This window comes from Pseudomonas sp. LD120, assembly GCF_009861525.1.
Taxonomy (GTDB): Bacteria; Pseudomonadota; Gammaproteobacteria; order Pseudomonadales; family Pseudomonadaceae; genus Aquipseudomonas.
Window position 1 is genome coordinate 785,979 of sequence record NZ_WVHL01000003.1, and the last position, 21,172, is coordinate 807,150.

A 21,172-nucleotide genomic window follows, 5' to 3' on the forward strand; every position below is an offset into this window, starting at 1 on the left:
GCATAACTGAGCGGTCTCTACAGGAAGCCTATACAGGGATGAAATAGAAAAGCAGTATTAAGCTAAGGGTTTTTGTTTGCCCTTATCGATTGGACTGAGCATGAAGAAAAAATAACAAGGATGCACCGAATGAAAGTAGAGTTGCGAGGCGGCGAAAAAATCATCAAAGAAGGGTCGGCAAACCTTCAAAGAAATATTGAGACGGTGGGCGGAAGGCTTTTTCTGACGAACCAGCGTCTGCTATTTGTCGCGCATAAAGTTAACTTCCAAAGCGCTCCTGATGAGCTTGAAATCTCAAACATCCAGTCATTGCAACCGGCATGGACTAGATTTTTAGGTCTTATCCCCGTTTTCCCCAACTCTTTATCTGTTTTTACAAAGCAGGGTATAGAGTCTCGATTTGTACTATTTGGCCGTGACGCATGGGCTGCTGCCATTACTGCAACCATGAATGGGGCCAATGGCTAAATAACCTTCAGTTTGAAATAGTCCGCCGCGCATTGCCCGACAGCAGCCCTGTCGGGCTTTGTCGTTTCAGACAATTCAAGGACCGGAACCATGGCAGAGCCGCTTTACTGGCACGACATCGAAGACACCCTGGGCCACTGGAGTGGCCTCGGCGTCGAGGTCGAACCGGGCGCCACGGACAAACCGCCGCTGTACCTGCGCACCGGCGCCAATGCGCGGATCAAGCTGATGCACCACGACACACCGCTGTTCTGGGCCACCCTGGCCCGCGACCACGGCGGCGTCTGGCTGGTGCGCAACCCGCTGGCTGAGGGCGCCGAATGCCGGTTGCTGGCACCCATCGACTCAGCCACGGTGGAGCAGCACGCGGCGCTGGCGCCCGAGCGGCGGATCAAGGCCTGGAGCCGCTATTTCGTCAGCCGCCTGAGTGAAAGTGCCCAGCACTTTCTCACCCCCGGTTACTGGCTGGCCCAGGGCCTGCTGCCGGAGCCTTCCAGCACCGCGCGCGGCCTGGATAACTGGTGCTTCAGCTCCCGCGAAGATGCCCTGACCCACGTGCCCAACTGGCGGCTGTACGGCGAGGATTTTCTCGACAACCTGCAACCCCAGACCCTGGAGTGGATCGACTGGTGGCACGGCGGCGGCAAGCTCATCGGCCTGCACCGGGTCGACCCCGAGGCTGGGCGCTTGAAGTGGTGGCGTAAGAAGGCCCGCGAAGGCAGCCTGCCGCCGGTGCTGCTGTGGTATGTCGGCGGGCTGGCGTCCTATGTGGTGATCGACGGCCATTACCGTTTGCAGGCGGCCATCGCGGAAAACCTCGCGCCATCATTCATCGTCCTCAGCGCCACCCGCGAGCGCGGCTTCGCACCGAGCCTGGAGCATCAGCAACGGGTCATGGACTCGTTGCGCAAGCGCGGCGCTGCGGTGCCGCGCAACCCGGCCCTGAGCACCGACCACCTCAACCGGGTGCTGATTCAGGCCTTCGATGACCGGCCGCAGTACCGCAGTGCCACCCAGGCCTGGGCCAGCCATGAGCCGGAGGCGCAGTGGTGCGACGAAGTGCGTCAGTGCCTGAGCGGGCAGGGGCTGGAGGACCAGGTGGAGACGGTGATTGCCCGACGTGGGTAGGAGAAGGCTGGCCGTGTTCGCTGGTAAGTCGGCGCTTACAGGGGGGCTGTTTGGAGCGGGCTTGTTGGCGAACAACTCCCCAAACACTCAGCTATAGTCGCGCCCGCCGCTGGGCCGGTCATTCATAAGGGATTAGGGACAATCGTGGAACAGATTTTCTGGCGTGATATCGAGGATTTGGCCGGCCACTGGAACGGTCTCGGCGTGGACGTCAAACGCCCGGCCAGCGGCAAGCCCAACCTGCGCCTGCTCAGCGGCAACAACTGCCGCATGCAGCTGGTGCTGGGCGACCAGACCCTGCTCTGGGGCACCCTGTCGCGCTGCCTGTATGGCGTGTGGCTGGTGCGCAATCACCTGCCGGAGCAACTGCCGCAAACCCTGGTCGGCCCCATCGACTCGCCCCTGGTCGAGCAACAGGCGCGCCTCGATCCGGCCCTGCGCCTCAAGGCCTGGAGCCGCTTCTTCGTCCAGCAACTGATGCAGCACCAGCCGGACTTCTTTTACCCCGGCTACTGGCTGGTACGGGCCCTGCGCCCGGCATCGCAGAAGCCACTGCGGCCGCTGCTGGAGGGCATTGATGTCTGGTACTTCAAGGGCGGTGAAGATGCCCTGAGCCATCTGCCGCAGTGGGCGATCTACGGCCGCAACATCCTCGACAACCAAGAGCCCGGCCCGGCGCGCTGGGTCGAGTTGGGCGAGGGCGGCGGGGCGGTGGTCGGCCTGCATGCCGTGGATCCACATTCCGGCCGTCTCAAATGGTGGCGCAAGAAAGCCCGCGAAGGCAGCTTGCCGCCGATTCTGCTGTGGTACGTCAGCGGCCTGAACTGTCACCTGATTCTCGATGGTCATTACCGCCTGCAGGCGGCCATCGATGAAAACCTGCCGCCGGAGTTTCTGGTGCTCAGCTCGCCGCGGCTCTACCGCTATCGCCCCAACCCGCAAGAACAGCAGAAAGTGCTAGGGGCGCTGCAAGTGCAAATCCAGCGCAACAAACTCGACACCGGACGCTTCAACCAGTTGCTGATCAGCACCTTCGACGACCGGCCGTATCACGGCTTCGGCAGCCAGTCCTGGGCGGGGATTGCCTCGGAGCAGGTGTGGATCGACCGGGTCAGCGGCATTCTCAAGGAGCGCGGTGACCTGAGCGACCTGGAGAAAATCCTCGAGCGCGAAGCGCCGGAAGAATATCGTTGAGGCAGCCAACAGACCGCCCACAGGACCGACGGCAACCGGCTTTCTGTAGCCGCTGCCGCAGGCTGCGAATGGGCTGGGCGACACTTCGACGCAGCGGTCGCGGCGATCAGAAGGGCGCCAGAGGTCATTGACGGGAGATCGCCACGCAAGGCCCTGCGGGCCTTTTCGCAGCCTCGCCACAGGCTCAGCAGCGGCTACAGCAACCCCTGGCAACCCTGTAGCCGCTGCCGCAGGCTGCGTACGGCTGCGCAGCAGGCGCGACGATTTCAAGGCCGCCAGAGGTCATTGACGGGAGATCGCCACGCAAGGCCCTGCGGGCCTTTTCGCAGCCTCGCCACAGGCTCGGCAGCGGCTACAGCAACCCCTGGCAACCCTGTAGCCGCTGCCGCAGGCTGCGTACGGCTGCGCAGCAGGCGCGACGACTTCAAGGCCGCCAGAGGTCATTGACGGGAGATCGTCACGCAAGGTCCTGCGGGCCTTTTCGCAGCTTTGCCAAGGCTCAGCAGCGGCTACAGGTCCGCAGGGCCATAGGTCCATAGGCCAATGCCGATCGGGGCAAGGTGGTTTCGGAAACGGGCTGGAAGGTCGCTGGAATGGCGTTTAGTCGCTTTCTTTTGTAAGGCATTTCCGAGAAACTGCGGGCCGCTTGAATGCGTCGGGTGGGCGGGCTAGGGTTCCGGAGCCATCGCCCAATCGATGGCTCGGATGTGCAAGTCCGACTGTTACCAGACGCATAAGCGCTCAGTCATGCCTGAGCGATTTCATGTTCGCCGTGTTATGGCGGCCGTGCGCGGGAGATCTTCGGATCTGCCGGGGTTCTGGTAACTCGGTCTTGCACACCCGCGTACGGCTGCCACCTTATTCGTGTGCAAGCGAACGGTGTCGGCTCCTTGTCATTACCAGGAGTTTGACCATGAAAAAGCTCGTTCCCGATCCCCCCACGTCCTATCGCGATCCCGCCCTAAAGGAAGCCAACGCCACCCTGCGCGTGGCCCTGGCTCAGCAACCGCTGGACCCCGCGCTGTTCCAGCTCACGACCCAAGCCCACCCCGTTTCCCCCGACTCGCTGTTCAGCGTGCGCGAAGGCGTCAGCGCCGAAGAAGCCTTGGTGCATGTGGCGTTGCTGCTCAAATGCGCCGAAGAGGTCTGCGATGAAATCACCCAGCAGGGTAGCGGCCTGGAGCGCGGGCTGATCTGGTCCATGGTGCATTCGGTGGAGATGGCCCGCGCGGTGGTCGAAGCCTTGCTCGACGGCCAGCGCGGGCCTTGAATCCGGGCATCTGCTGAGACGTTTTTGTCGCCCCGGTCCGATTGACTGAGCCTGGTTCACGGCACAGTCTGTCGGACCTCTATCGTCATTCCCTACAGGAGTAGGCCGATGCCTTTCGCGACCATCGATGGACAACCGTTGCACTACCTTGACCAGGGCCAGGGGCCGGTGGTGTTCCTGGCCGGCAGTTATTTGTGGGACACGAGTATGTGGGCACCGCAGATCGAGGCGTTGTCGGCGCAGTACCGGGTGATTGCGGTGGACCTGTGGGGCCACGGCCAGTCCGGGCCGTTGCCAGCAGGCACCGCGTCGCTGGACGATGTGGCGCGGCAGATGCTGGCCTTGCTCGACCATTTGCAGATCGAGCGCGTCACCCTGGTGGGTCTGTCGGTGGGCGGCATGTGGGGTGCACGTCTGGCCCTCGCGGCGCCGCAGCGCATCGACGGTCTGGTGCTGATGGACACTTACCTGGGCGCCGAGCCTGAGCCGACCCGGCAATACTACTTTTCCCTGTTCCAGCAGATTGAGGACAGCGGTCAGATCGCCGAGCCGCTGCTGGAGATCGTGGTGCCGATCTTCTTCCGTCCGGGCATCGATCGGCAGTCGGCGCTGTTCCAGGATTTTCGTGCCAGCCTCGCGGCACTGCTGGCCGAGCGTTTGCGCGCGAGCGTGATCCCCATGGGGCGCATTACCTTCAGCCGGGCGGATGTGCTGGATCAGATAGCGCGCCTGGATGGGCAGAACACCTTGCTGCTGTGTGGTGATCAGGACCAGCCGCGGCCACCGGCGGAAACCATCGAGATGGCTGAGCGCATAGGTTGCCCGTATCAGTTAGTGCCCGAGTCGGGGCATATCTCCAGTCGTGAAAACCCGCAGTTCGTGACCCGGGCCTTGTTGGCGTTTTTGCAGCGCAATGGCTGAAACCTGACTCTTGCGCCGTAGGCGCTAGCGTGCCAGCAAAGAGGCCCGCAGGCCGGACGCCAGCCTGACGGACGCCTTCGCCCGGCTCCTACGGGTGGGGACTCGCGTTGTAGGCGCTGGCTTGCCAGCGAAGAGGCCCGCAAGCTGTACGCCAGCCTGACAGACGCTTTCGCCGACAAGCCGGCTCCTTGTCTCTACCGGGGGGAGGGAACGGGGTTATTTCGGGCCGAAAATCTGCGTCAGTTTGCCCGGGGCCGGGGCGCCCTGCTGTTGTTGCAGTTCGCCCTTGTCGTCGAGGTAGAAGATCGCCGGGGTCGCCGACAGCTCCAGTTCTTCCATCAGCTTCATGTTGGCGTCGAGCTTGGCTTGCACGGCCGCTGGAATGCTCGCCAGGGGTTTCAGGGCGCTGCCCTTGCCGGCTTTTTCATGCGCTTGCAGGGCCTGTTGCGGGTCCTTGGCGGCCAGCAGGGCCGCGGATTTGCCCGGGCTGTCTTCGCGGATGATGCCCACCATAATGTGTCGCAATTGCACTTTGCCGGCGTTCACCCAGGGCCGGGCCTGTTGCCAGAACATGTTGCAGTAGGGGCAGTTGGGGTCGCTGAACAGGTAGACGATGCGCGGCGCATCGGCCTTGCCGTCGGCGATCCAGTGGCTCTTGTCCAGGTTGTTCCAGACTTCCTTGGCCATCGGTGCGTAGACCAGCTTCTGCAGCGGCTCGGCGCTCAGGTCCTTGCCGTCGGCGTCGTACAGGTTGCCCAGCAGCACGTGCTTGCCGTCCGGGGTCAGGTACAGGGCCATGCCACGGTTCTGGTACTGCGCGGCGTAGCCCTTGAGTCCGCTCGGGGCGTCGAAGGTGCCGACGATCTTGGCGCCTTTTTCCTCGATCTTGCGGATCGGTGCGGGCAGTTCTTCGGCCTGCAGCAGCGGCGTGTTGAGCAGCGCTGCGCCCAGGGACAGGCTCAGCAGGTGGCGGATGAAGGGCATGGCAGTTTCCTTGAAGGAGCGACCGAGGTCGGATGGGCGTCGTCGAAGTTTTCCAGGGCCCGGGCCAGGCTGGCTTCCGAGAGTTCACCCAGGTGGCTGCCCAGCAGGCGGCCGTCGGCACTGTAGAACAGCGTAGTAGGCAAGGCCATGGAGCCCACGGCCTGGCCCAAGCGACCGCCGCCGTCGAACAGCACGTTGTTCAGGTTCAGGCCCTGGGTGGCGAGGTAGGTGGCGACGCTTTGCATGCTTTCGGCTTGGTTGACGAACAGGAAGGTCAGGTTCGGGTGCTGTTTCTGGGCGTCTTCGAGCACCGGCATTTCTCGCCGGCACGGCGGGCACCAGGTGGCCCAGAGGTTGATCACCAATGGCCCACCCTGATAGTCGGTGAGCTGTACGGTGTCGCCGTTGGTGTTACGCAGGGCCACTTCCGGCAGGCGCGTGCCCTGGTCGTAGAGCGTCAGGGACAGGGTCGCCAGCAGCCAGAAAGCCAGGCCGCAGCCTACCCCGGCCCCCAGTGGGCGGCGCAGTGTCGGCCGTTGCCAGCCCCAGACCAGGGCCGCCAGGAGCATGACGAGGACGCCGGGCCAGGCCAGGAAGCCGCCGTCGCGCAGGTCGATGATCATCCACAGGTCATGGCGGTAGTACTTCCAGTAGGCGATGACGAAGCTGGCCCGCGCCGCCAGCATGCCGATGAGAAATAGCGAAAACAGCACCGACTCGGGGTTGTCACCGCCGCGCTTGGCCACCCGCCAGCCCACCAGGGTGGCCAGGGCCAGGGCGCTGATCAGCAGCAGGTGATTGAGGGCGATGGCAAAGGTGCCGATGGTAAAGGTCAGCATCAACGGGCTTCCCGGGTCTGGGTCCAGCGTTGCAGGAAAGTTGCGCCATCCACTTCGCCGGTGATGCGCTGGCCACGGCGTTCGCTGCCGTCCGGGCCGATCCACAGCAGGCTCGGTGGCCCCGGTACTTTGTAGCGGCTGAGCAGTTCGCGGCCGTCGGCGTTGTCCAGGGTGACGTCCAGGCGCAACAGGCGCACGTCTTTCAGGGCGCCCATGACCTGAGGCTGGCCGAACACGGTTTTCTCCATGATCTTGCAGGACACGCACCAGTCGGCGTAGTAGTCCAGCAGCACCCATTGGCCCTGGGCCTGGGCGCTGTCCAGGGCACGTTGCAGTTCGGTGGGCGACTTGACGGTGGTGAAGGCATCGTGGGCCGTGGCGCTGCTGGCCACGCTGCCACCGCTGTAGACCTTCAGCGGTCGCCACAGGTCATCGCTGCCACCAGCGGCGCCCACCAGCAGCACGCTGCCCCACAGGCCAAGCAGCAGGGCGGCGGCGCCAAACAGGTGCAGCAGGCGCCCAGCGATGGCTCGTTGCTGCCAGGCGCAGTAGGCCAGTACCAGGACCAGGGCGCCCCACAGGCCGATCCACAGGCTGGTGCTGAGCACCGGGCGCAGCATGTAGATAGCGGTGCCCAGGAACAGGAAGCCGAACACGCCCTTGAGCAGGTTCATCCACGGCCCCGGCTTGGGCAGGAAGCGGTTGCCCACGGTCACCAGCAACAGCAGCGGCAGGCCGATGCCCAGGCCCAGGGCGAACAGCGCCAGGCCGCCGAACAAGGCATTGCCGGTCTGGGCGATGTACAGCAGGCCACCGGCCAGGGGCGCGGTCATGCACGGGCCCACCAGCAGCGCCGACAATGCCCCGAGCACGCCGCAGCCGATCAGGCTGCCGCCTTGGCGCTGGCGACTGGCGCCTTCCAGGCGGTCGCGCAGAAACGCCGGCATTTGCAGTTCAAAGAAGCCGAACATTGGTAGCGCCAGCAGCACGAACAGCGCGGCGAAGCTGCCCAGCACCCAGGGTTGTTGCAACCAGGCCTGCAGGTTGCTGCCCAGCAGGGCGGCGATCACCCCCATGCCGGCATACACCAGGGCCATGCACAGCACGTAGCTGGAGGCCAGAGCCAGGCCCCGGCGCGGGCTGGCGCCGCTGCCGACTACAATCCCCGCGAGGATCGGCAGCATCGGCAGTGAGCAAGGGGCAAAGGCCAGCAGCAGGCCGAAACTGAAGAAGGCCAGCAGGCCCAGGCCCCAGGATTTTTGTTGCAGATCGTTGGCTAGCAGTTGGTCCTGTGCCGTGCCGTTGCCGGTTGCGGCGCTGTTGCCGGCGGCAACAGCGGGGGCGCCGCCCAGGTTGACTTCCAGGGTCTGCGGTGGGTAGCACAGGCCGGCGTCGGCGCAGCCCTGCCAGCCCAGCTTGACCTTGCCGCTGGCGGCTGCCGGCAGTTTCACTTCCAGGCCCTGGCGATACACCGTCTGTTCGCCGAAGAACTCGTCGCTGTGGTGTTCGCCGTCCGGCAGTGCCGGCAGATGGTCCTGGGCCAGGCCCTCGAACTTCAGGCGTTTCTGGTACAGGTAGTAGCCGTCGGCAATCTGCCAGAACAGCTGGGTTTCCCCGGAAGGCAGGCGCTCGGAGGTGAAGGTGAAGGCCTTGTCCACCGGCAGGAAGTCGGGCTTGACCTCAAACGGATTGTTGCTGGCCTGTGCCAGGGAGGTGAACAGCATGAACAGCAAAATACACAATCGACGCATGGCCAAGCCTTAAACCGGTGTAAGTGGCGAACACAATGGCCGGTCCTGATTAACCGATGATTAACCGCACTTGGCTTGTGGCCAGAGAGTGGCGGGCATAATGTCCGCTTAATCTGCAGCCTGCCTAATCACCGCCTTTATTACAGGACTGACCATGCACGTACTTGTCTGTGAAGATGATGAGCTGATTGCCAGCGGAATAGTCGCCGGCCTCACGGCCCAGGGCCTGACGGTCGAGCATGTGGCGTCCGCGTCTGCTGCGCGGGCCATGCTCGGCGTGGCCAATTTCGACGTGATGGTACTGGACTTGGGCCTGCCGGATGAAGATGGTTTGAAGTTGCTCAGGCAACAGCGCCAGCAGGGCCTGGAGATTCCGGTGCTGATTCTGACCGCCCGCGACTCGGTGACCGATCGGGTCGATGGCCTGCAGGCCGGGGCCGACGACTACCTGCTCAAGCCCTTCGACCTGCGGGAACTGGCGGCGCGCCTGCACACTCTGTTGCGCCGGGTGGCGGGGCGCAGCGTCAACCTGATCGAACACGGGCGCCTGACCTACGACCCCAGCACCCGGGAAACCACGCTCGGCGGCGAGTCGGTGGACCTGTCCCGGCGCGAGCAGGCGCTGCTCCAGGCCCTGCTGCACAACCGCGGCCGGGTGCTGTCCAGCGAGCAGCTCAAGGACAGTGTCTACGGTTTCAGCGATGAGCTGGAAAGCAACGCCCTCAACGTGCACATTCACCACCTGCGGCGCAAACTTGGCAACGGCATCGTCGAGACGGTGCGCGGCCTGGGTTATCGTCTGGGGCCGGCCGGTGGCCAGGAGAAGTCTTAAGTGAGAAGCCTGCGCCTGCGCCTGAGCGTGACCCTGGGCGCCGCCTTCATTCTGATCTGGACCCTGGCCGCGGCCTGGATGCTCAGCGATCTGCGCAATCAGATGATGTTTTCCCTGGACCAGCGCCTGGTGGCGTCGGCGCGCATGGTGGCCGGCCTGCTGGAACAGATGCCGGCGCTGCCTTCCGATACCCATGCCCATCCCATTGCCAGCGCGGCCTTGACCATTCCCGGGGGCATGGCCTGTCAGGTCAGTTCCCTGCGCGGGCAGGTCCTGGCCCGCAGCCACAGCACGCCTGAGCACACCTTGGAAGCCGAGAAACTGGGCTTTCACGACCAGATGATCGACGGCGCGCCCTGGCGCACCTTCACCCTGGTGCGCGGTGATCTGCGCATCACCACCGCTGACCGCCAGGTGGAACGCGAAGCCCTGAACATGTCGGTGCTGCTGGCCGCCTCGGTGCCGGTGGGTGTGGCCCTGCTGGGTTGCCTGTGGCTGTTGTGGCTGGGCATCGGCCAGAGCCTGGCGCCGTTGAACCGGATTCGCGATGCGCTGATGCGCCGCAGCGCCGACTCCCTGGAGCCGTTGCAGATCCAGCCCATGCCCAGCGAACTGCGGCCGCTGCTGGAAACCCAGAACCAACTGTTCCAGCGCATCGCCAAGACCATCGAGCGCGAACGCCGTCTGACCGGTGACGCCGCCCATGAACTGCGCAGCCCGCTGACGGCGATCAAGACCCACCTGCAGGTAGCGCGCATGACCACCGGTGCGGCGCAGGATCAATCCCTGGCCCGGGCCGAGGAGGGCGCCGACCGCCTGCACCGGACCCTGGAGCAACTGCTGTTGCTGGCTCGGGTCGAAGGCAGCTTGTCGTTTGATGACGGCGTGCAGGTCAACGCTGAACAAGTGGCGCACCTGGCGATTCAGGACGCCGCTGTAGGCGCTCGCCAGCGGGTCAAGTTGCACCTGGCGGACAACGCCGCGCAAGCACCGGTGGACATGCCCTCGACCCTGGCCATTGCCGCCTTGCGCAACCTGCTGGACAACGCCCTGCGCCACACCCCGCAAGACTGCCCGGTGGAGTTGAACCTGGACCTTGTGGCCGGTCGCCTGCGTTTCCAGGTGCGTGACCATGGCCCAGGCATTGCCCAGGAAGACCTGCAGCACCTGACCCAGCGCTTCTGGCGCAACAGCCAGAGCACAGGGTGCGGACTGGGGCTGGCGATTGTCCAGGCCATTGTCCAGCGCTGCGGCTGTGAGCTGAACTTCGACAGCCTTCCTGATGGCCTGCGGGTCGAACTGACCCTGCCTGCCCACCGCGCCCAACCGTAGGCGCTGGCGGGCCGGCGCAGGGGCCCTTGAGATCGCCTTCGCCAGCAAGCTGGCGCCTGCGGGGCGATAGGTGCAATTTCCTCGCCTCAGGGTGTAAATCCCGACCTCGCTGATGCGTTTTTAGAACAGGAAAACCTGTCAGTGCGCCCCCCGCTTGGGCTGCGCATTCGGCCGGTGGCCGTTTTGCTCACATTGCAGCGCGAGGGTTCGAGACATGTCAGCCGTTACCAGCCTTATGGACGATCAGCCGGTGGGCCTTGCCCCCTCAGTGGCCGAGAGCCTTTATCAGTTCGACGAGTCGCCCCTGCTGGCCCGTCAGAACCGTCAGGAGTCCAATGCCCGCAGCTATCCGCGGCGCATTCCCCTGGCTCTCAAGCGGGCCAGTGGCATTCATGTCGAGGATGTCGAAGGCCGGCGTTTCATCGATTGTCTGGCCGGCGCCGGGACTCTGGCCCTGGGCCACAACCACCCGGTGGTGATCGCCGCGATCCGGCAGGTACTGACTGATGAATTGCCGCTGTTGACCCTGGACCTGACCACCCCGGTCAAGGATCAGTTTGTCCAGGATCTGTTCGGCCTGTTGCCCGGGGCCCTGGCCGCCGAGGCCAAGATCCAGTTCTGCGGCCCCACCGGCACCGACGCTGTGGAAGCCGCGTTGAAACTGGTGCGCACCGCCACTGGGCGCAGCACCGTGCTGTCGTTTCAGGGTGCTTACCACGGCATGAGCCAGGGCGCGTTGAGCCTGATGGGCAGCCTGGGGCCCAAGCGGGCCCTGGCCGGCTTGCTCAACAACGGCGTGCAGTTTCTGCCGTTCCCCTACGACTACCGCTGCCCGTTCGGGCTTGGCGGCGCCGAGGGGGTCAAGGTCAACCTGCATTACCTGGAAAACCTGCTCAGCGATCCCGAAGCCGGCGTGGCCTTGCCTGCGGCAGTGATCGTCGAGGCGGTGCAGGGCGAGGGTGGGGTCATCCCGGCGGACCTGGAGTGGCTGCGGGGCGTGCGCCGGATCACCGAACAGGCCGGGGTGGCGCTGATCGTCGATGAAATCCAGAGCGGCTTCGGTCGCACCGGCAAGATGTTCGCCTTTGAACACGCCGGGATCATTCCCGATGTGGTGGTGATGTCCAAGGCCATCGGCGGCAGCCTGCCGCTGGCGGTGATGGTCTATCGCGACTGGCTCGACACCTGGCAGCCGGGGGCTCACGCCGGCACCTTCCGTGGCAATCAGATGGCCATGGCTACCGGTTCTGCGGTGATGCGCTACCTCAAGGAACAGCGCTTGCCCGAGCACGCGGCGGCCATGGGCGAGCGCTTGCGCGAGCATTTGCTGATCCTGCAGCGGGATTTCCCGCAATTGGGGGATGTGCGTGGGCGCGGGTTGATGCTCGGTGTGGAACTGGTGGACCCCGCTGGCGCGCCAGATGCCCAGCGCCACCCGCCGCAGCATCGGCGCCTGGCGCCGCTGGTGCAGCGGGAATGCCTCAAGCGTGGCCTGATCCTCGAACTGGGCGGGCGCCATGGCAGCGTGGTGCGCTTTTTGCCGCCGCTGATCATCAGTGCCGCGCAGATCGATCAGGTGGCGGACATTTTCAGCAAGGCGGTCGCGGCGGCAGTCGCCAGCCTCTAATTTTGTGCGGCGCTGATTCGTTCTTTCTACACAAGCGCCGCGCCCGGCGCGCGGCGAACCTTATTAATGATGGAGACAAGCAATGACTTCAGTATTCGACCGTGAGGACATCCTGTTCCAAGTGGTGGTCAACCACGAAGAGCAATACTCGATCTGGCCCGACTACAAGGCCGTGCCCCAGGGCTGGCGCACCGTGGGCAAGAGCGGCTTCAAAAAGGAGTGCCTGGCCTACATCGAAGAAGTCTGGACCGACATGCGCCCGTTGAGCCTGCGTCAGAAGATGGACCAGCAGGCCGTGGCCGGCTGACCTGTAGCCGCTGCCGAGCTTGCGAAGCTGCGCCAAGGGCCGCAGGACCTTCTGCGATCTCAAGAGCAGCGCCTCCTATGACGGAGTGCCGCCCAGATCGTTCGCAGCCTGCGGCAGCGGCTACAAAAATCCCGGATCAAGATGGTTGCTGTCGCCGCTGCTGAGCCACGGCGAAGCTGCGCCAAGGGCCGCAGGACCTTCCGTGATCTCAAGAGCAGCGCTCTCCTGCGCCGGAGTGCCGCCCAGATCGTTCGCAGCCTGCGGCAGCGGCTACAGAGGCGCTGCTGTCTTGAGCTTGGCAGTTGTTCATGCCGGGCGATCAGCCCCTGCGCTTGACGGCCTGCAGGGTATAGCTCAGCGGCAGGCGCCATGGCGCCTCCTTAAGTCGCCATTCGCCGCGTTCATCAACGACCATCTGCCCCGGCAGGGCCTCCCAGGGAATGCTCTGGTGTTCCACCAGCCCGGTGATGTCCAGGCCCTGGGCCAGCAAGGCGCTGATGATTTCGCCCAGGCCGTGGTTCCATTCGTGGGTCACGGTGGCCTGGAGTTTGTGCTCGGTCTCCACATAGGTGGTGTCGTAGTCCCACACCTGCGGTTCGTCGCTGCGCTCGAAATAGGCATGCGTTACCTGCAACGCACCGGGCTGATCCTCATCCAGAGCCCAGAGCATGGGATGCCCCTCGCGGATAAACAGCCGGCCACCGGGCTTGAGCAGGGCGCCGACGGTGTGTGCCCAGCGCTCGATGCTCGGCAACCAGCACAGCGCGCCGATGCCGGTGTAGACCAGATCGAAGCTGCCCTGGGGCAACACCTCGGCGGCCAGGAATACGTCCGACTCGTGGTAGTCGATGGGCGTATGGCAGCGCTGTGCGAGGGTGCGGGCTTCGGCCAGGGACGCCGCGGAAAAATCCACCCCGCTCATCTGTGCGCCGAGGCGGGCCAGGGACAGGGTGTCGGTGCCGATATGGCATTGCAGATGCACCCCGCGCAAGCCCTGGATATCGCCCAGCAGGGGCCGGTCGAACTGCACGACCTCGGAGAGAAACTGCGGATCGTCGACGAAGCGCTGCACCGCATAGTCTTCCGAGGCCGCGTGCAGGGGCGCGCGTTCGTCCCAATTGGTCTTGTTGAGAGTCATGGAGTCGCTCATGGCACGGGCTTCCTGTCTGGGCTTTTGGCGAAACGCAGACTAGCACCGGTCAATCACCGCGATCTTGAGCAAATATGTAAGCGTGTTCTGGTCCCCTGAACCCGATCTGTAGCCGCTGCTGAGCCATGGCGAAGCGGCGCCAAGGTCCGCAGGACCTTGCCTGGCGATTGTCGGTCGAGCGCCGCGTCCCTGCGCCGGAGTGCCGCCCAGGCCGTTCGCAGCCTGGAGCAGCGGCTACAGGGCCAGGGCCTGGGTGACTTTTTGCAGGTTGCCTTCCAGTTCGCCAAGCGGGTCGGGGCTGTCGGTTTGCAGCACCAGCAACTGGCTGCCGCCGGCGCTGATGGCGGCCTTCAATGCCTCGGACGGCTGACGATGGTGCAGGACCAGGGCCACGTCGTTGTCCTTGAGCTGGGCTTGCAATTGTTTCAGGGCTTCCGGGGTCCATTCCTTGTCAGTCCGGGCATCCACCGCCAGCAGTTCCAGGTTCAAACCGCTGACCAGATAACCAAAGTGCTCGGAAAGGCTCAGTACGCTGAGGTTGTCGGCCTCGGCCAGGCGCGCTTCGCTGGCGGCGCTGAGTTTGAGCAGGCGCTGTTTCAGTTCTGCCAGGTTGCGCTCGATCTGCGGCTTGGCTTCGGGCGCCAGGCGTGCGAGGTCGGCCGCGAGTACGTCGGCCATGCGCCCCAGGTTGTTGCTGGACAGCCAGGGCTGGGCATTCAGGCCGTTGCTCTGGCCCGATTGCAGGGCCACTCCTGGCAGGGCGCCGTCCACCGGGCGCGCGGCGTCGATCTCGACGATGCGGATGTTGCTGCGTCGGGCGTTGGGGTACAGCGGGTCGTCCGGCCAGATCGAGCGCAGGCCGATCACCGCGTCGGCATTCAGCGCCAGCTTGCTTAGGGCCGCAGCGCCGCGCCCGGTGAAATAGGCGGTCTGTCGCGAGCCGGGGAGGTTGGCCGGGGCCGCGCGCTCCAGCTTGATGGGTGTGCCTTGCAGCAGGATTTGCCCGAGGCCGAAGGTCACCGGCAGCGAGGCCAGCACCGTCAGCGATTTTTGTGCGGTGGTGCTGTGCAGCACGGTGTTGCCCATGCCGTGGCTGGCCACCACGCGCATCGGTTCGAAGTGGTCGCGCTCGGCCAGGGCCGGGGTGCTGATCAGGCCGCCGAGGGCCAGGGCCAGGCTCAGGCGACGCCATGATGAGTGAGGCAATGAACTGTGCATTTATCCGATATTCCCTTTCAGGCTGGGCACGGTGCCGCGGGCGATGGCGGCCAGGGCGAAGGCCGCGCCGGCGACCAGGATGATGGCCGCGCCGGAAGGCACCGGCAGGTCGAAGACGATGGGCAGCAAGATGCCGCACAGGGTGCTGACGGTGGCGATGCTCACCGAGATCCAGAAGAAGCCCTTGAGCGACTGGCTGAGCAGGCGGGCCGCTGCGGCCGGAATCACCAGCAGCGCGCCCACCAGGATGGCGCCGATGACCTTGACCGCGGCCACGGTGATCAAAGTCACCAGGATCACGAACAGGTAGTCCAGGGTCTTCACCGCCACCCCGCGCACCGCCGCCAACTGCGGGTTGAAGCTGGCCAGCATGATGCGGTTGTACAGCGGCAGGCTCAGGCCCAGTACCAGGGCACCGACGATCAACAGCACCAGCAAGTCGTTGCCGTTGACCGTGAGCACCGAGCCGAACAGTACGTTTTCCAGGATGTGCACGTTGATCTTGCCGGCCAGGATCAGCAGCAGGCTGGCGCCCAGGGCCAGGGATACCGAGAGGAACACCCCGATCAGCGTGTCCGGGGCCAGCCCGGTGCGGTTGCGCAGGTAGTTGAGGAGGATGCCGAACAGCAGGCAATAGCCGAACAGGCTGCCGTAGGGGCCGGTGTAGGGTTCGCCCAGCAGGATGCCGATGGCCACCCCGGTCAGCGCCGCGTGGCCCACCGCCTCGGAGAAGAAGGCGAAGCGCTTGACCACCACCAGGGTGCCCAGGCCGCCGAGCACCGGGCCGATCAGCAGCCCGGCCAGCAGCGCATTGACCACAAAACCGTAGGCCAGGGCCTCGGGCAGGTAGCCGGACGAGGCCCAGCCCTGGATCATCAGGCGCAAAGATTCATAGCTCATCAAGCGGCGCTCCCGGTGGCACGTGGGTGGGTGGAGAACAGGCTGAGCAGGCGTTCCGGGGTCAGAGTCTGCTGCGCCGGGCCGTCGAACAACACTCGGCGGTTGAGGCCGGTGACCCGGTCCGCCAGGCGGCCCACGGCTTCCAGGTCGTGCTCGATCCACAGCAGGGTGATGCCGCTCTGGCGCCAGTCGTGGAGCAGGCGTTCGAAGACCTGAGTCCCGGCTTCGTCCAGGGCCGACATCGGTTCGTCCAGCACCAGCAGTTGCGGGGCCGGGATCAGGCCCTGGGCCAACAGTACCCGCTGGCGTTCACCCCCGGACAGCGCGCCCATGCGCCGTTTGCGCTTGTCTTGCATGCCGACCCGTTCCAGGGCTTCGCCAATCGCCCGGGCGTAATGCCGGCTCAGGCCGAGGAAGGCCGGACGGCGCTGGCACATGGCAGCCATGAAATCGTCCACGGTCATCGGCAGGCCACGGTCGAATTCCAGGGCCTGGGGCACGTAGCCGATGGTGCCGGGAGCGCCGGGCCATTGCAGGCGCAGTTGGCCCTGGTGCGGCATCTGCCCCAGCAGGGTCTTGATCAGCGAGCTTTTGCCGCCGCCGTTGGGGCCCACCAGTGCGTGCACGCTGCCGGGCTGCACCTGGAAGGTCACGCGGTCGAGGATGGTGGTGCGGCCCAGGGTCAGGCTGACCTGGTCGAACTCGATGGCCGGACCGCGCAGCAGGGTCTCGATGGCGGTCATGCCCCGGCCTCCTGAATGGCCCGGACCACGGTGTCGAGGTTGCCGTTCATTTCCTTCTCGTATTTGTCGGCGCTGTAGTCGCCATAGGAGATGTGCGACAGCGGGTAGAGCTTGACCCCGGATTCGCGCTGGATGGTCTCGACGTAGGTGGAGGGGAAGTCCATCTCGGAGAAGATCACCTTGACGTCCAGGTCCCGCAGCTGGTCGATGGTCTTCTTCAATTGGCTGGGGCTGGGCTCGATGCCGTGGGCCGGCTCCACCACCGCGGTAACTTGCAGGCCGAACTCGCGCAGCAGGTAGTCGTAGGCGGCGTGCACTGTGGCTACCCGCAGGTCGGCGTTGGGCGCCTGGGTCAGTCTGGCCAGCGCGTTGGCGCGCATCTGCCGCAGGCGCTTGCCATAGGCGCGGGCGTTCTGGGTGTAGGTCTTGGCGTTGGCCGGGTCCAGCTTGCCCAGCTCGCGGGCGATGTTGTTGACCTGGGCGATGGAGGCGCTGATGGAGAGGAAGGTGTGCGGGTTGACCACTTTGCCGGCACCGCGGGCGGCGATTCCGGTGGCGGCCAGCAGCGGCACGTTTGCGTTGGCTTCGATCACCGGGATGTCCGGGCGTTCGCTGGTGGCGATCATGCGGTCGGCGAAATCATCGTGGCCGACGCCGTTGAGCACGATCACGTCCAGCGTGCCGATGCGCTTGATGTCCTCGGCCCGGGGTTCGTAGGCGTGGGGGTTGAAGCCGGCGGGAATCAGCGGCACCACTTCGGCTTTGTCGCCGACGATGTTCGCCACGTAGCTGTAGTAGGGGTGCAGGGTGATGCCGATGCGCAGGCGCTTGGCCGGATCGGCGCTGACCAGGGGGCTGAGCACCAGGGCCAGCAGGCTGACCAGCAGCACCCGCAGGAAAGGGCGGCGTTGCGATGAAATGGGCATGGCTAGCGTTCTTCTCTCGGGTGAATACAACAATTGAGTCGCTGTGAAAGCTGCAGCGTTCGCTCCGCCTGGGTTAAAAACTGGGGGGGGGCTGGGCCTTCACTCGCGACGTGTTCGCGCGGCCTGACTCAGTGACGATGCTGGCGAGTCACCCCGGCATCGAATTGCGCGATCACCTGTTGCCAGCCGGCGGCGACCAGCGTCGCGTCGTGCAGATCGACAGGCACCGTGACCGACGGGGCGCGGTTGAGCCAGATGTCCACCTTGGCCTGATCCTCGGTGTCCAGGCGCATCAGGAAGGAGCCGGCCACGGGCGGGTTTTGGCTCAGGCCCAGGTAGGCCTGATCCTGCAATTGCCAGGCATGGCCACCGCGGCTGACGGAGCTGGCGTCCTGGGCGAAGGGCGCAAAGCCTTCCTCGGCCAGTTGCTCCGGGCTGGGTAGGGCGTGTTGCTCAGCGCGCAGCAGGTGGATTTCCTCGAGGGTCACCCGCAGGTCGGCGTAGATACCTTGTTCGCCGGCACTGAGGTCGCGGCGAGCATCGAGCTGGTGGCTGGCGATGCGCTGGGTCTGGGGTTTCTCGCCGCGCCACAGCACCACGCTGGTGGCCACGCCAAGGATCAGCAGGCACAACAGCAACACATAGAGGGTTTCGTGGCCGGCGCCGGCAGGACGTACGACCTGGGTGGTGGCAGGCTTCATGGGGTCTCGATATCTGCTTGGTCGATCTCGACCACGTGGCCGGGGCCGGCGTCGAACAGCACGTAGAATTCGCTGGAGGGCTTCTTGAAGGTCAGGGTGGAATCGGCCCCCAGCTTGCCCGGCACCAGGATGGTTTCGTCGTAGCCGATCACGTCCAGGGTCACGCCCGGGGCGCCGCTGCCGTCGGAGAAACCGCCGGTACAGCGGATCTGCTCAGCGTCGATGGCCTCGCATTCGCACATCGGGTTGTGGGCCTGGGCGGTAAGGCACCAGGCGCAGCCCAGGCACATCAGGGCCAGCGCGCCGAGGCGTCGCGGCGATACAGCGCGGATCATGGTTTGCCTCCTTGTTTTTCAAGCCAGGCCACGGTGGCCGGTGACGCCTGGCGCAGGGGGATGGATGCTTGGTGCAGGGTGCCGTCCCAACCTTCCAGGGTGATCCACAGTTGAGCGTCGGCCGAGGTCTTTTCCGGGATCGGCATGGTCGCGCCCATGCGGTACGCACTGCCGAAGAAGATCACCCCGGCGGTTCGCAGACTGCGCGGCTTGCCGATGCGCAGGTAAGTGGCCTTGACCGGTTTGATGCAGGCCTGGCACAGGGCGGCGTTGAAGCTTTTCATGTAACCGGCGGGACCGCTTTTACGCGGTGCCTCATTGCGCATTTCCGCCAGGCGCAGGCTCCACGGCCCGACCTGGATATCGCCGATCTCCCGCTCGCCCAGGCCGCTGTCACCGCGAAACAAGGCCACGTCGGCGAAGTATTTGGGCATGAAGCCCAAGGGGATCAGCAGCAGCAGGATGTTCAGGTGAAAGCGCCACTTGTGCCACAGCTGGCCGAGGGTCGAGGTGGCAGCAGGGGGTACCGGGCTGGCCTTGCTCATCGCGCGCCCTCTGTATTGTCGACGCTCATGGCCGGGGCGGGGGTGGATGCCGGTTGACGTGCGGCACGTGGGCTGGTGGTTTTTTTCTCGCGCTTGAGGGCATTGGCGGTGGCCAAGGCGGTGCGCTTGGTCCAGATCAGCAGGCCGCTGAGGACCATCATGCTCAGCAGCAGGCCGAAGAAGAACCAGATCAACTTGACCCAGATTCCGCCGAAATCACCGGTGTGCAGCGGGCGCATGGACTCGGTGACAAACTCCAGGGTGCTGCGGTCGCTGAGTAGGTGCGTCGTGTCCAGGCTGCCGGTGTAGGGGTTGATGTTGGCGGTTTGGTACATCAGTGGGTACCAACCGCGCCCGCCCACATACAGGTGGCTGTAGGCGTTGCTGGGTAGGCTGACGAAGCTGACGTCGAAGCCGGGGATTTTCGAGGTGGCAATGCCGATGGCCTGGTCCAGGCCAATCATCGGCGCCGGCTGGCCATCGCTGGTGGTTGGCACCTGATCACGGGCGATCACCGGGACAATGGGTTCGCTGGAGAGGCTGATCTGGTTGTCGGCCAGGATTGCCTGGATCAGGAACCAGGTGCCGGTGATGGAGATCACCGCGATGAACCAGATCGACCAGATACCGCTCAGGCGATGGAAGTCGCCCCAGAAGATCCGTGCGCCATGGCGCAGACGCAGGGTCGGCTTGAGAAAGCCTTTCCAGAACTTCTTGTAGACCACCAGCCCGGTAACCAGCGAAGCCAGCATTGGCAAGCCCAGCAGGGCCACCAGGTACCAGCCCCAGCTATAGCCGTTGGTGAAGGGCACCAGCCACCAGCCATGCAGGGCGCGAGTGAATCCCTTGAAGTCGAACTCGGGGCTTACCCCCTGGATCACTCCGGTGTAAGGGTTGACGTAGAGGGTTGGTGAGCGCCCGTCTGGGTAACTGACGCTGACACTCAGGGCAAAGTGGTTTTCGTCTGGGGTGACGATGGTGTCCACCTGGGTTTGCGGTTGCGCGCGATGAATCGCTTGCACGACCTGATCGTAGTTCAGCGGTTGCGCGTCATCGCTGGGTTTGCTGGCACGAACATCCGGGTTGGCCAGCCAGACGATTTCCTGGCTGACCACCGCGAGGGTGCCGGTGACACAGACGATCAGCACAAAGAACCAGATGGGCAAGGCCAGCCAGCTGTGCACCAAAAACCAGATTTTTGAACGGGACTTCTTCGACATTGAATGGGCGTCTTGATTCGAGGGATGGAGCGGCACTGGAACCTTGGGCCGGTCCCAGGCAAAACGCCTGGGCATAGCCTTGGCCAACGCGGCCTGCTTCATTTGATTAAGACGAATGAGAATCGTAAAACCTGAAAGGCGATATGAAAGTAAATGTTACGAAGCCAAGGAAACCCCGTACAACGGGGCTGGTCTTTCGATTTGTGCATCAGGGACTGTCCCGCGTAGGACCTGGCTTGCCGGCGAGGGAGGCCATGAGAGCGCCTCTGCCGGCAAGTCGGCTCCTACATCGAGTCCGGCGCAAGGGGCGGGTCAGTGGGGCTGTTGTTGGAACATTTCCCGCGCCCGTCGGCTGATGTCCTCGGTACTCAAGTCTTCCTTGCGGCTGGCCAGAAACCAGACATGCCCGAAAGGATCTCGCAGGCTGGCGCTGCGATCACCATAGAACTGGTCCTTGAGCGCCGACACCTCGGTGCCGCCGGCGGCCAATGCCCGGGCGAAACTGCGGTCGACATCTTCCACATACAGATGCAGTCCCACCGAGGTCTTGTGGGTGTCCGGGCTGTCCATCGGGGTTTCCTCGCAGGGGCTGCCGAGCATGATGGCCGAGCCGCCGATGCGCAGTTCGGCATGGCCGACGCTGCCGTCGGGCATCTCCAGGCGCATGGTTTCCACCGCGTCGAAGGCCTGTTTGTAGAACTCGATGGCCTCGGCGGCGCGCTTGATGCCCAGGTACGGAGTGACGCCGTTGAAACCTTCGGGAATGGGATTGACGCTCATC

At 64.6% G+C, this 21,172-nt stretch carries 22 protein-coding genes; 9 read left to right on the forward strand and 13 right to left on the reverse strand.

The window, feature by feature from the left end:
- Positions 1-129: 129 nt before the first annotated feature.
- The 5 genes from PLD_RS09840 (at position 130) to PLD_RS09860 (ending at position 4,981) form a co-directional block, all read left to right on the forward strand.
- Positions 130-468 (forward strand): GRAM domain-containing protein, encoded by a 339-nt coding sequence (locus PLD_RS09840; protein ID WP_159892128.1) that lies wholly within the window; start codon positions 130-132, stop codon positions 466-468.
- 90 nt (positions 469-558) lie between these two features.
- Positions 559-1,596 (forward strand): hypothetical protein, encoded by a 1,038-nt coding sequence (locus PLD_RS09845; RefSeq protein ID WP_159892130.1) that lies wholly within the window; start codon positions 559-561, stop codon positions 1,594-1,596.
- A 144-nt stretch (positions 1,597-1,740) separates the two neighbouring features.
- A complete protein-coding gene (locus PLD_RS09850; RefSeq protein WP_159892132.1) occupies positions 1,741-2,790 on the forward strand; it encodes a hypothetical protein in 1,050 nt (349 codons plus the stop codon).
- 913 nt (positions 2,791-3,703) lie between these two features.
- Positions 3,704-4,060 (forward strand): DUF6124 family protein, encoded by a 357-nt coding sequence (locus PLD_RS09855; RefSeq protein ID WP_159892134.1) that lies wholly within the window; start codon positions 3,704-3,706, stop codon positions 4,058-4,060.
- A 108-nt stretch (positions 4,061-4,168) separates the two neighbouring features.
- Positions 4,169-4,981: an alpha/beta fold hydrolase gene (locus PLD_RS09860; protein ID WP_159892136.1), complete on the forward strand. Its 813-nt coding sequence runs from the start codon at positions 4,169-4,171 to the stop codon at positions 4,979-4,981.
- A gap of 216 nt (positions 4,982-5,197) precedes the next feature.
- Here the strand turns inward: PLD_RS09860 and dsbG are convergent, their stop codons facing one another.
- The 3 genes from dsbG to dsbD are packed head-to-tail and all read right to left on the reverse strand — an operon-like array spanning position 5,198 to position 8,555.
- Positions 5,198-5,965, reverse strand: coding sequence for a thiol:disulfide interchange protein DsbG (gene dsbG / locus PLD_RS09865; protein ID WP_159892137.1), 768 nt, complete (start codon positions 5,963-5,965; stop codon positions 5,198-5,200).
- Positions 5,941-6,804 (reverse strand): TlpA disulfide reductase family protein, encoded by an 864-nt coding sequence (locus tag PLD_RS09870; protein WP_159892138.1) that lies wholly within the window; start codon positions 6,802-6,804, stop codon positions 5,941-5,943. Before PLD_RS09870 ends, dsbG begins: the two co-directional genes overlap by 25 nt.
- Positions 6,804-8,555: a protein-disulfide reductase DsbD gene (gene dsbD / locus PLD_RS09875; RefSeq protein WP_159892139.1), complete on the reverse strand. Its 1,752-nt coding sequence runs from the start codon at positions 8,553-8,555 to the stop codon at positions 6,804-6,806. Before dsbD ends, PLD_RS09870 begins: the two co-directional genes overlap by 1 nt.
- 154 nt (positions 8,556-8,709) lie before the next feature.
- Between dsbD and PLD_RS09880 the strand changes: the two genes are divergently transcribed.
- From PLD_RS09880 to PLD_RS09895, 4 genes are all read left to right on the forward strand, one after another.
- Positions 8,710-9,387, forward strand: coding sequence for a response regulator (locus tag PLD_RS09880; RefSeq protein ID WP_159892140.1), 678 nt, complete (start codon positions 8,710-8,712; stop codon positions 9,385-9,387).
- Positions 9,388-10,719, forward strand: a complete 1,332-nt coding sequence (locus PLD_RS09885; protein WP_159892141.1) for an ATP-binding protein — start codon at positions 9,388-9,390, stop codon at positions 10,717-10,719.
- A gap of 214 nt (positions 10,720-10,933) precedes the next feature.
- Entirely contained in the window at positions 10,934-12,346 is a 1,413-nt protein-coding gene (locus PLD_RS09890; RefSeq protein ID WP_159892142.1) for an aspartate aminotransferase family protein, read from the forward strand.
- Positions 12,347-12,428: 82 nt separating this feature from the next.
- A complete protein-coding gene (locus tag PLD_RS09895; protein ID WP_016965112.1) occupies positions 12,429-12,653 on the forward strand; it encodes an MbtH family protein in 225 nt (74 codons plus the stop codon).
- A 319-nt stretch (positions 12,654-12,972) separates the two neighbouring features.
- On the opposite strand, the gene PLD_RS09900 is transcribed toward PLD_RS09895, so the two are convergent.
- From PLD_RS09900 to PLD_RS09945, 10 genes are all read right to left on the reverse strand, one after another.
- A complete protein-coding gene (locus PLD_RS09900) occupies positions 12,973-13,803 on the reverse strand; it encodes a bifunctional 2-polyprenyl-6-hydroxyphenol methylase/3-demethylubiquinol 3-O-methyltransferase UbiG (RefSeq protein ID WP_159892143.1) in 831 nt (276 codons plus the stop codon).
- A 234-nt stretch (positions 13,804-14,037) separates the two neighbouring features.
- Positions 14,038-15,021 (reverse strand): metal ABC transporter solute-binding protein, Zn/Mn family, encoded by a 984-nt coding sequence (locus PLD_RS09905; RefSeq protein ID WP_159892145.1) that lies wholly within the window; start codon positions 15,019-15,021, stop codon positions 14,038-14,040.
- Complete coding sequence (locus PLD_RS09910; protein ID WP_159892147.1) at positions 15,022-15,921, reverse strand: metal ABC transporter permease; 900 nt, start codon at positions 15,919-15,921, stop codon at positions 15,022-15,024. It abuts the gene before it with no gap.
- Positions 15,921-16,664 (reverse strand): metal ABC transporter ATP-binding protein, encoded by a 744-nt coding sequence (locus tag PLD_RS09915; RefSeq protein WP_159892149.1) that lies wholly within the window; start codon positions 16,662-16,664, stop codon positions 15,921-15,923. The genes PLD_RS09910 and PLD_RS09915 overlap by 1 nt, the downstream gene beginning before the upstream one ends.
- Positions 16,661-17,590, reverse strand: a complete 930-nt coding sequence (locus PLD_RS09920) for a metal ABC transporter substrate-binding protein (RefSeq protein WP_159892151.1) — start codon at positions 17,588-17,590, stop codon at positions 16,661-16,663. The genes PLD_RS09915 and PLD_RS09920 overlap by 4 nt, the downstream gene beginning before the upstream one ends.
- A gap of 128 nt (positions 17,591-17,718) precedes the next feature.
- Entirely contained in the window at positions 17,719-18,291 is a 573-nt protein-coding gene (locus PLD_RS09925) for a DUF6162 family protein (RefSeq protein ID WP_159892153.1), read from the reverse strand.
- The gene (locus tag PLD_RS09930) at positions 18,288-18,626 is read right to left on the reverse strand and encodes a hypothetical protein (protein ID WP_159892155.1); all 339 of its coding nucleotides are present in this window, start codon (positions 18,624-18,626) and stop codon (positions 18,288-18,290) included. The genes PLD_RS09925 and PLD_RS09930 overlap by 4 nt, the downstream gene beginning before the upstream one ends.
- A complete protein-coding gene (locus PLD_RS09935; RefSeq protein ID WP_159892157.1) occupies positions 18,623-19,171 on the reverse strand; it encodes a thiamine pyrophosphate-binding protein in 549 nt (182 codons plus the stop codon). The genes PLD_RS09930 and PLD_RS09935 overlap by 4 nt, the downstream gene beginning before the upstream one ends.
- A complete protein-coding gene (locus PLD_RS09940) occupies positions 19,168-20,391 on the reverse strand; it encodes a PepSY domain-containing protein (protein ID WP_159892159.1) in 1,224 nt (407 codons plus the stop codon). Before PLD_RS09940 ends, PLD_RS09935 begins: the two co-directional genes overlap by 4 nt.
- 312 nt (positions 20,392-20,703) lie before the next feature.
- Entirely contained in the window at positions 20,704-21,171 is a 468-nt protein-coding gene (locus PLD_RS09945; protein WP_159892161.1) for a VOC family protein, read from the reverse strand.
- Position 21,172: the final 1 nt, after the last annotated feature.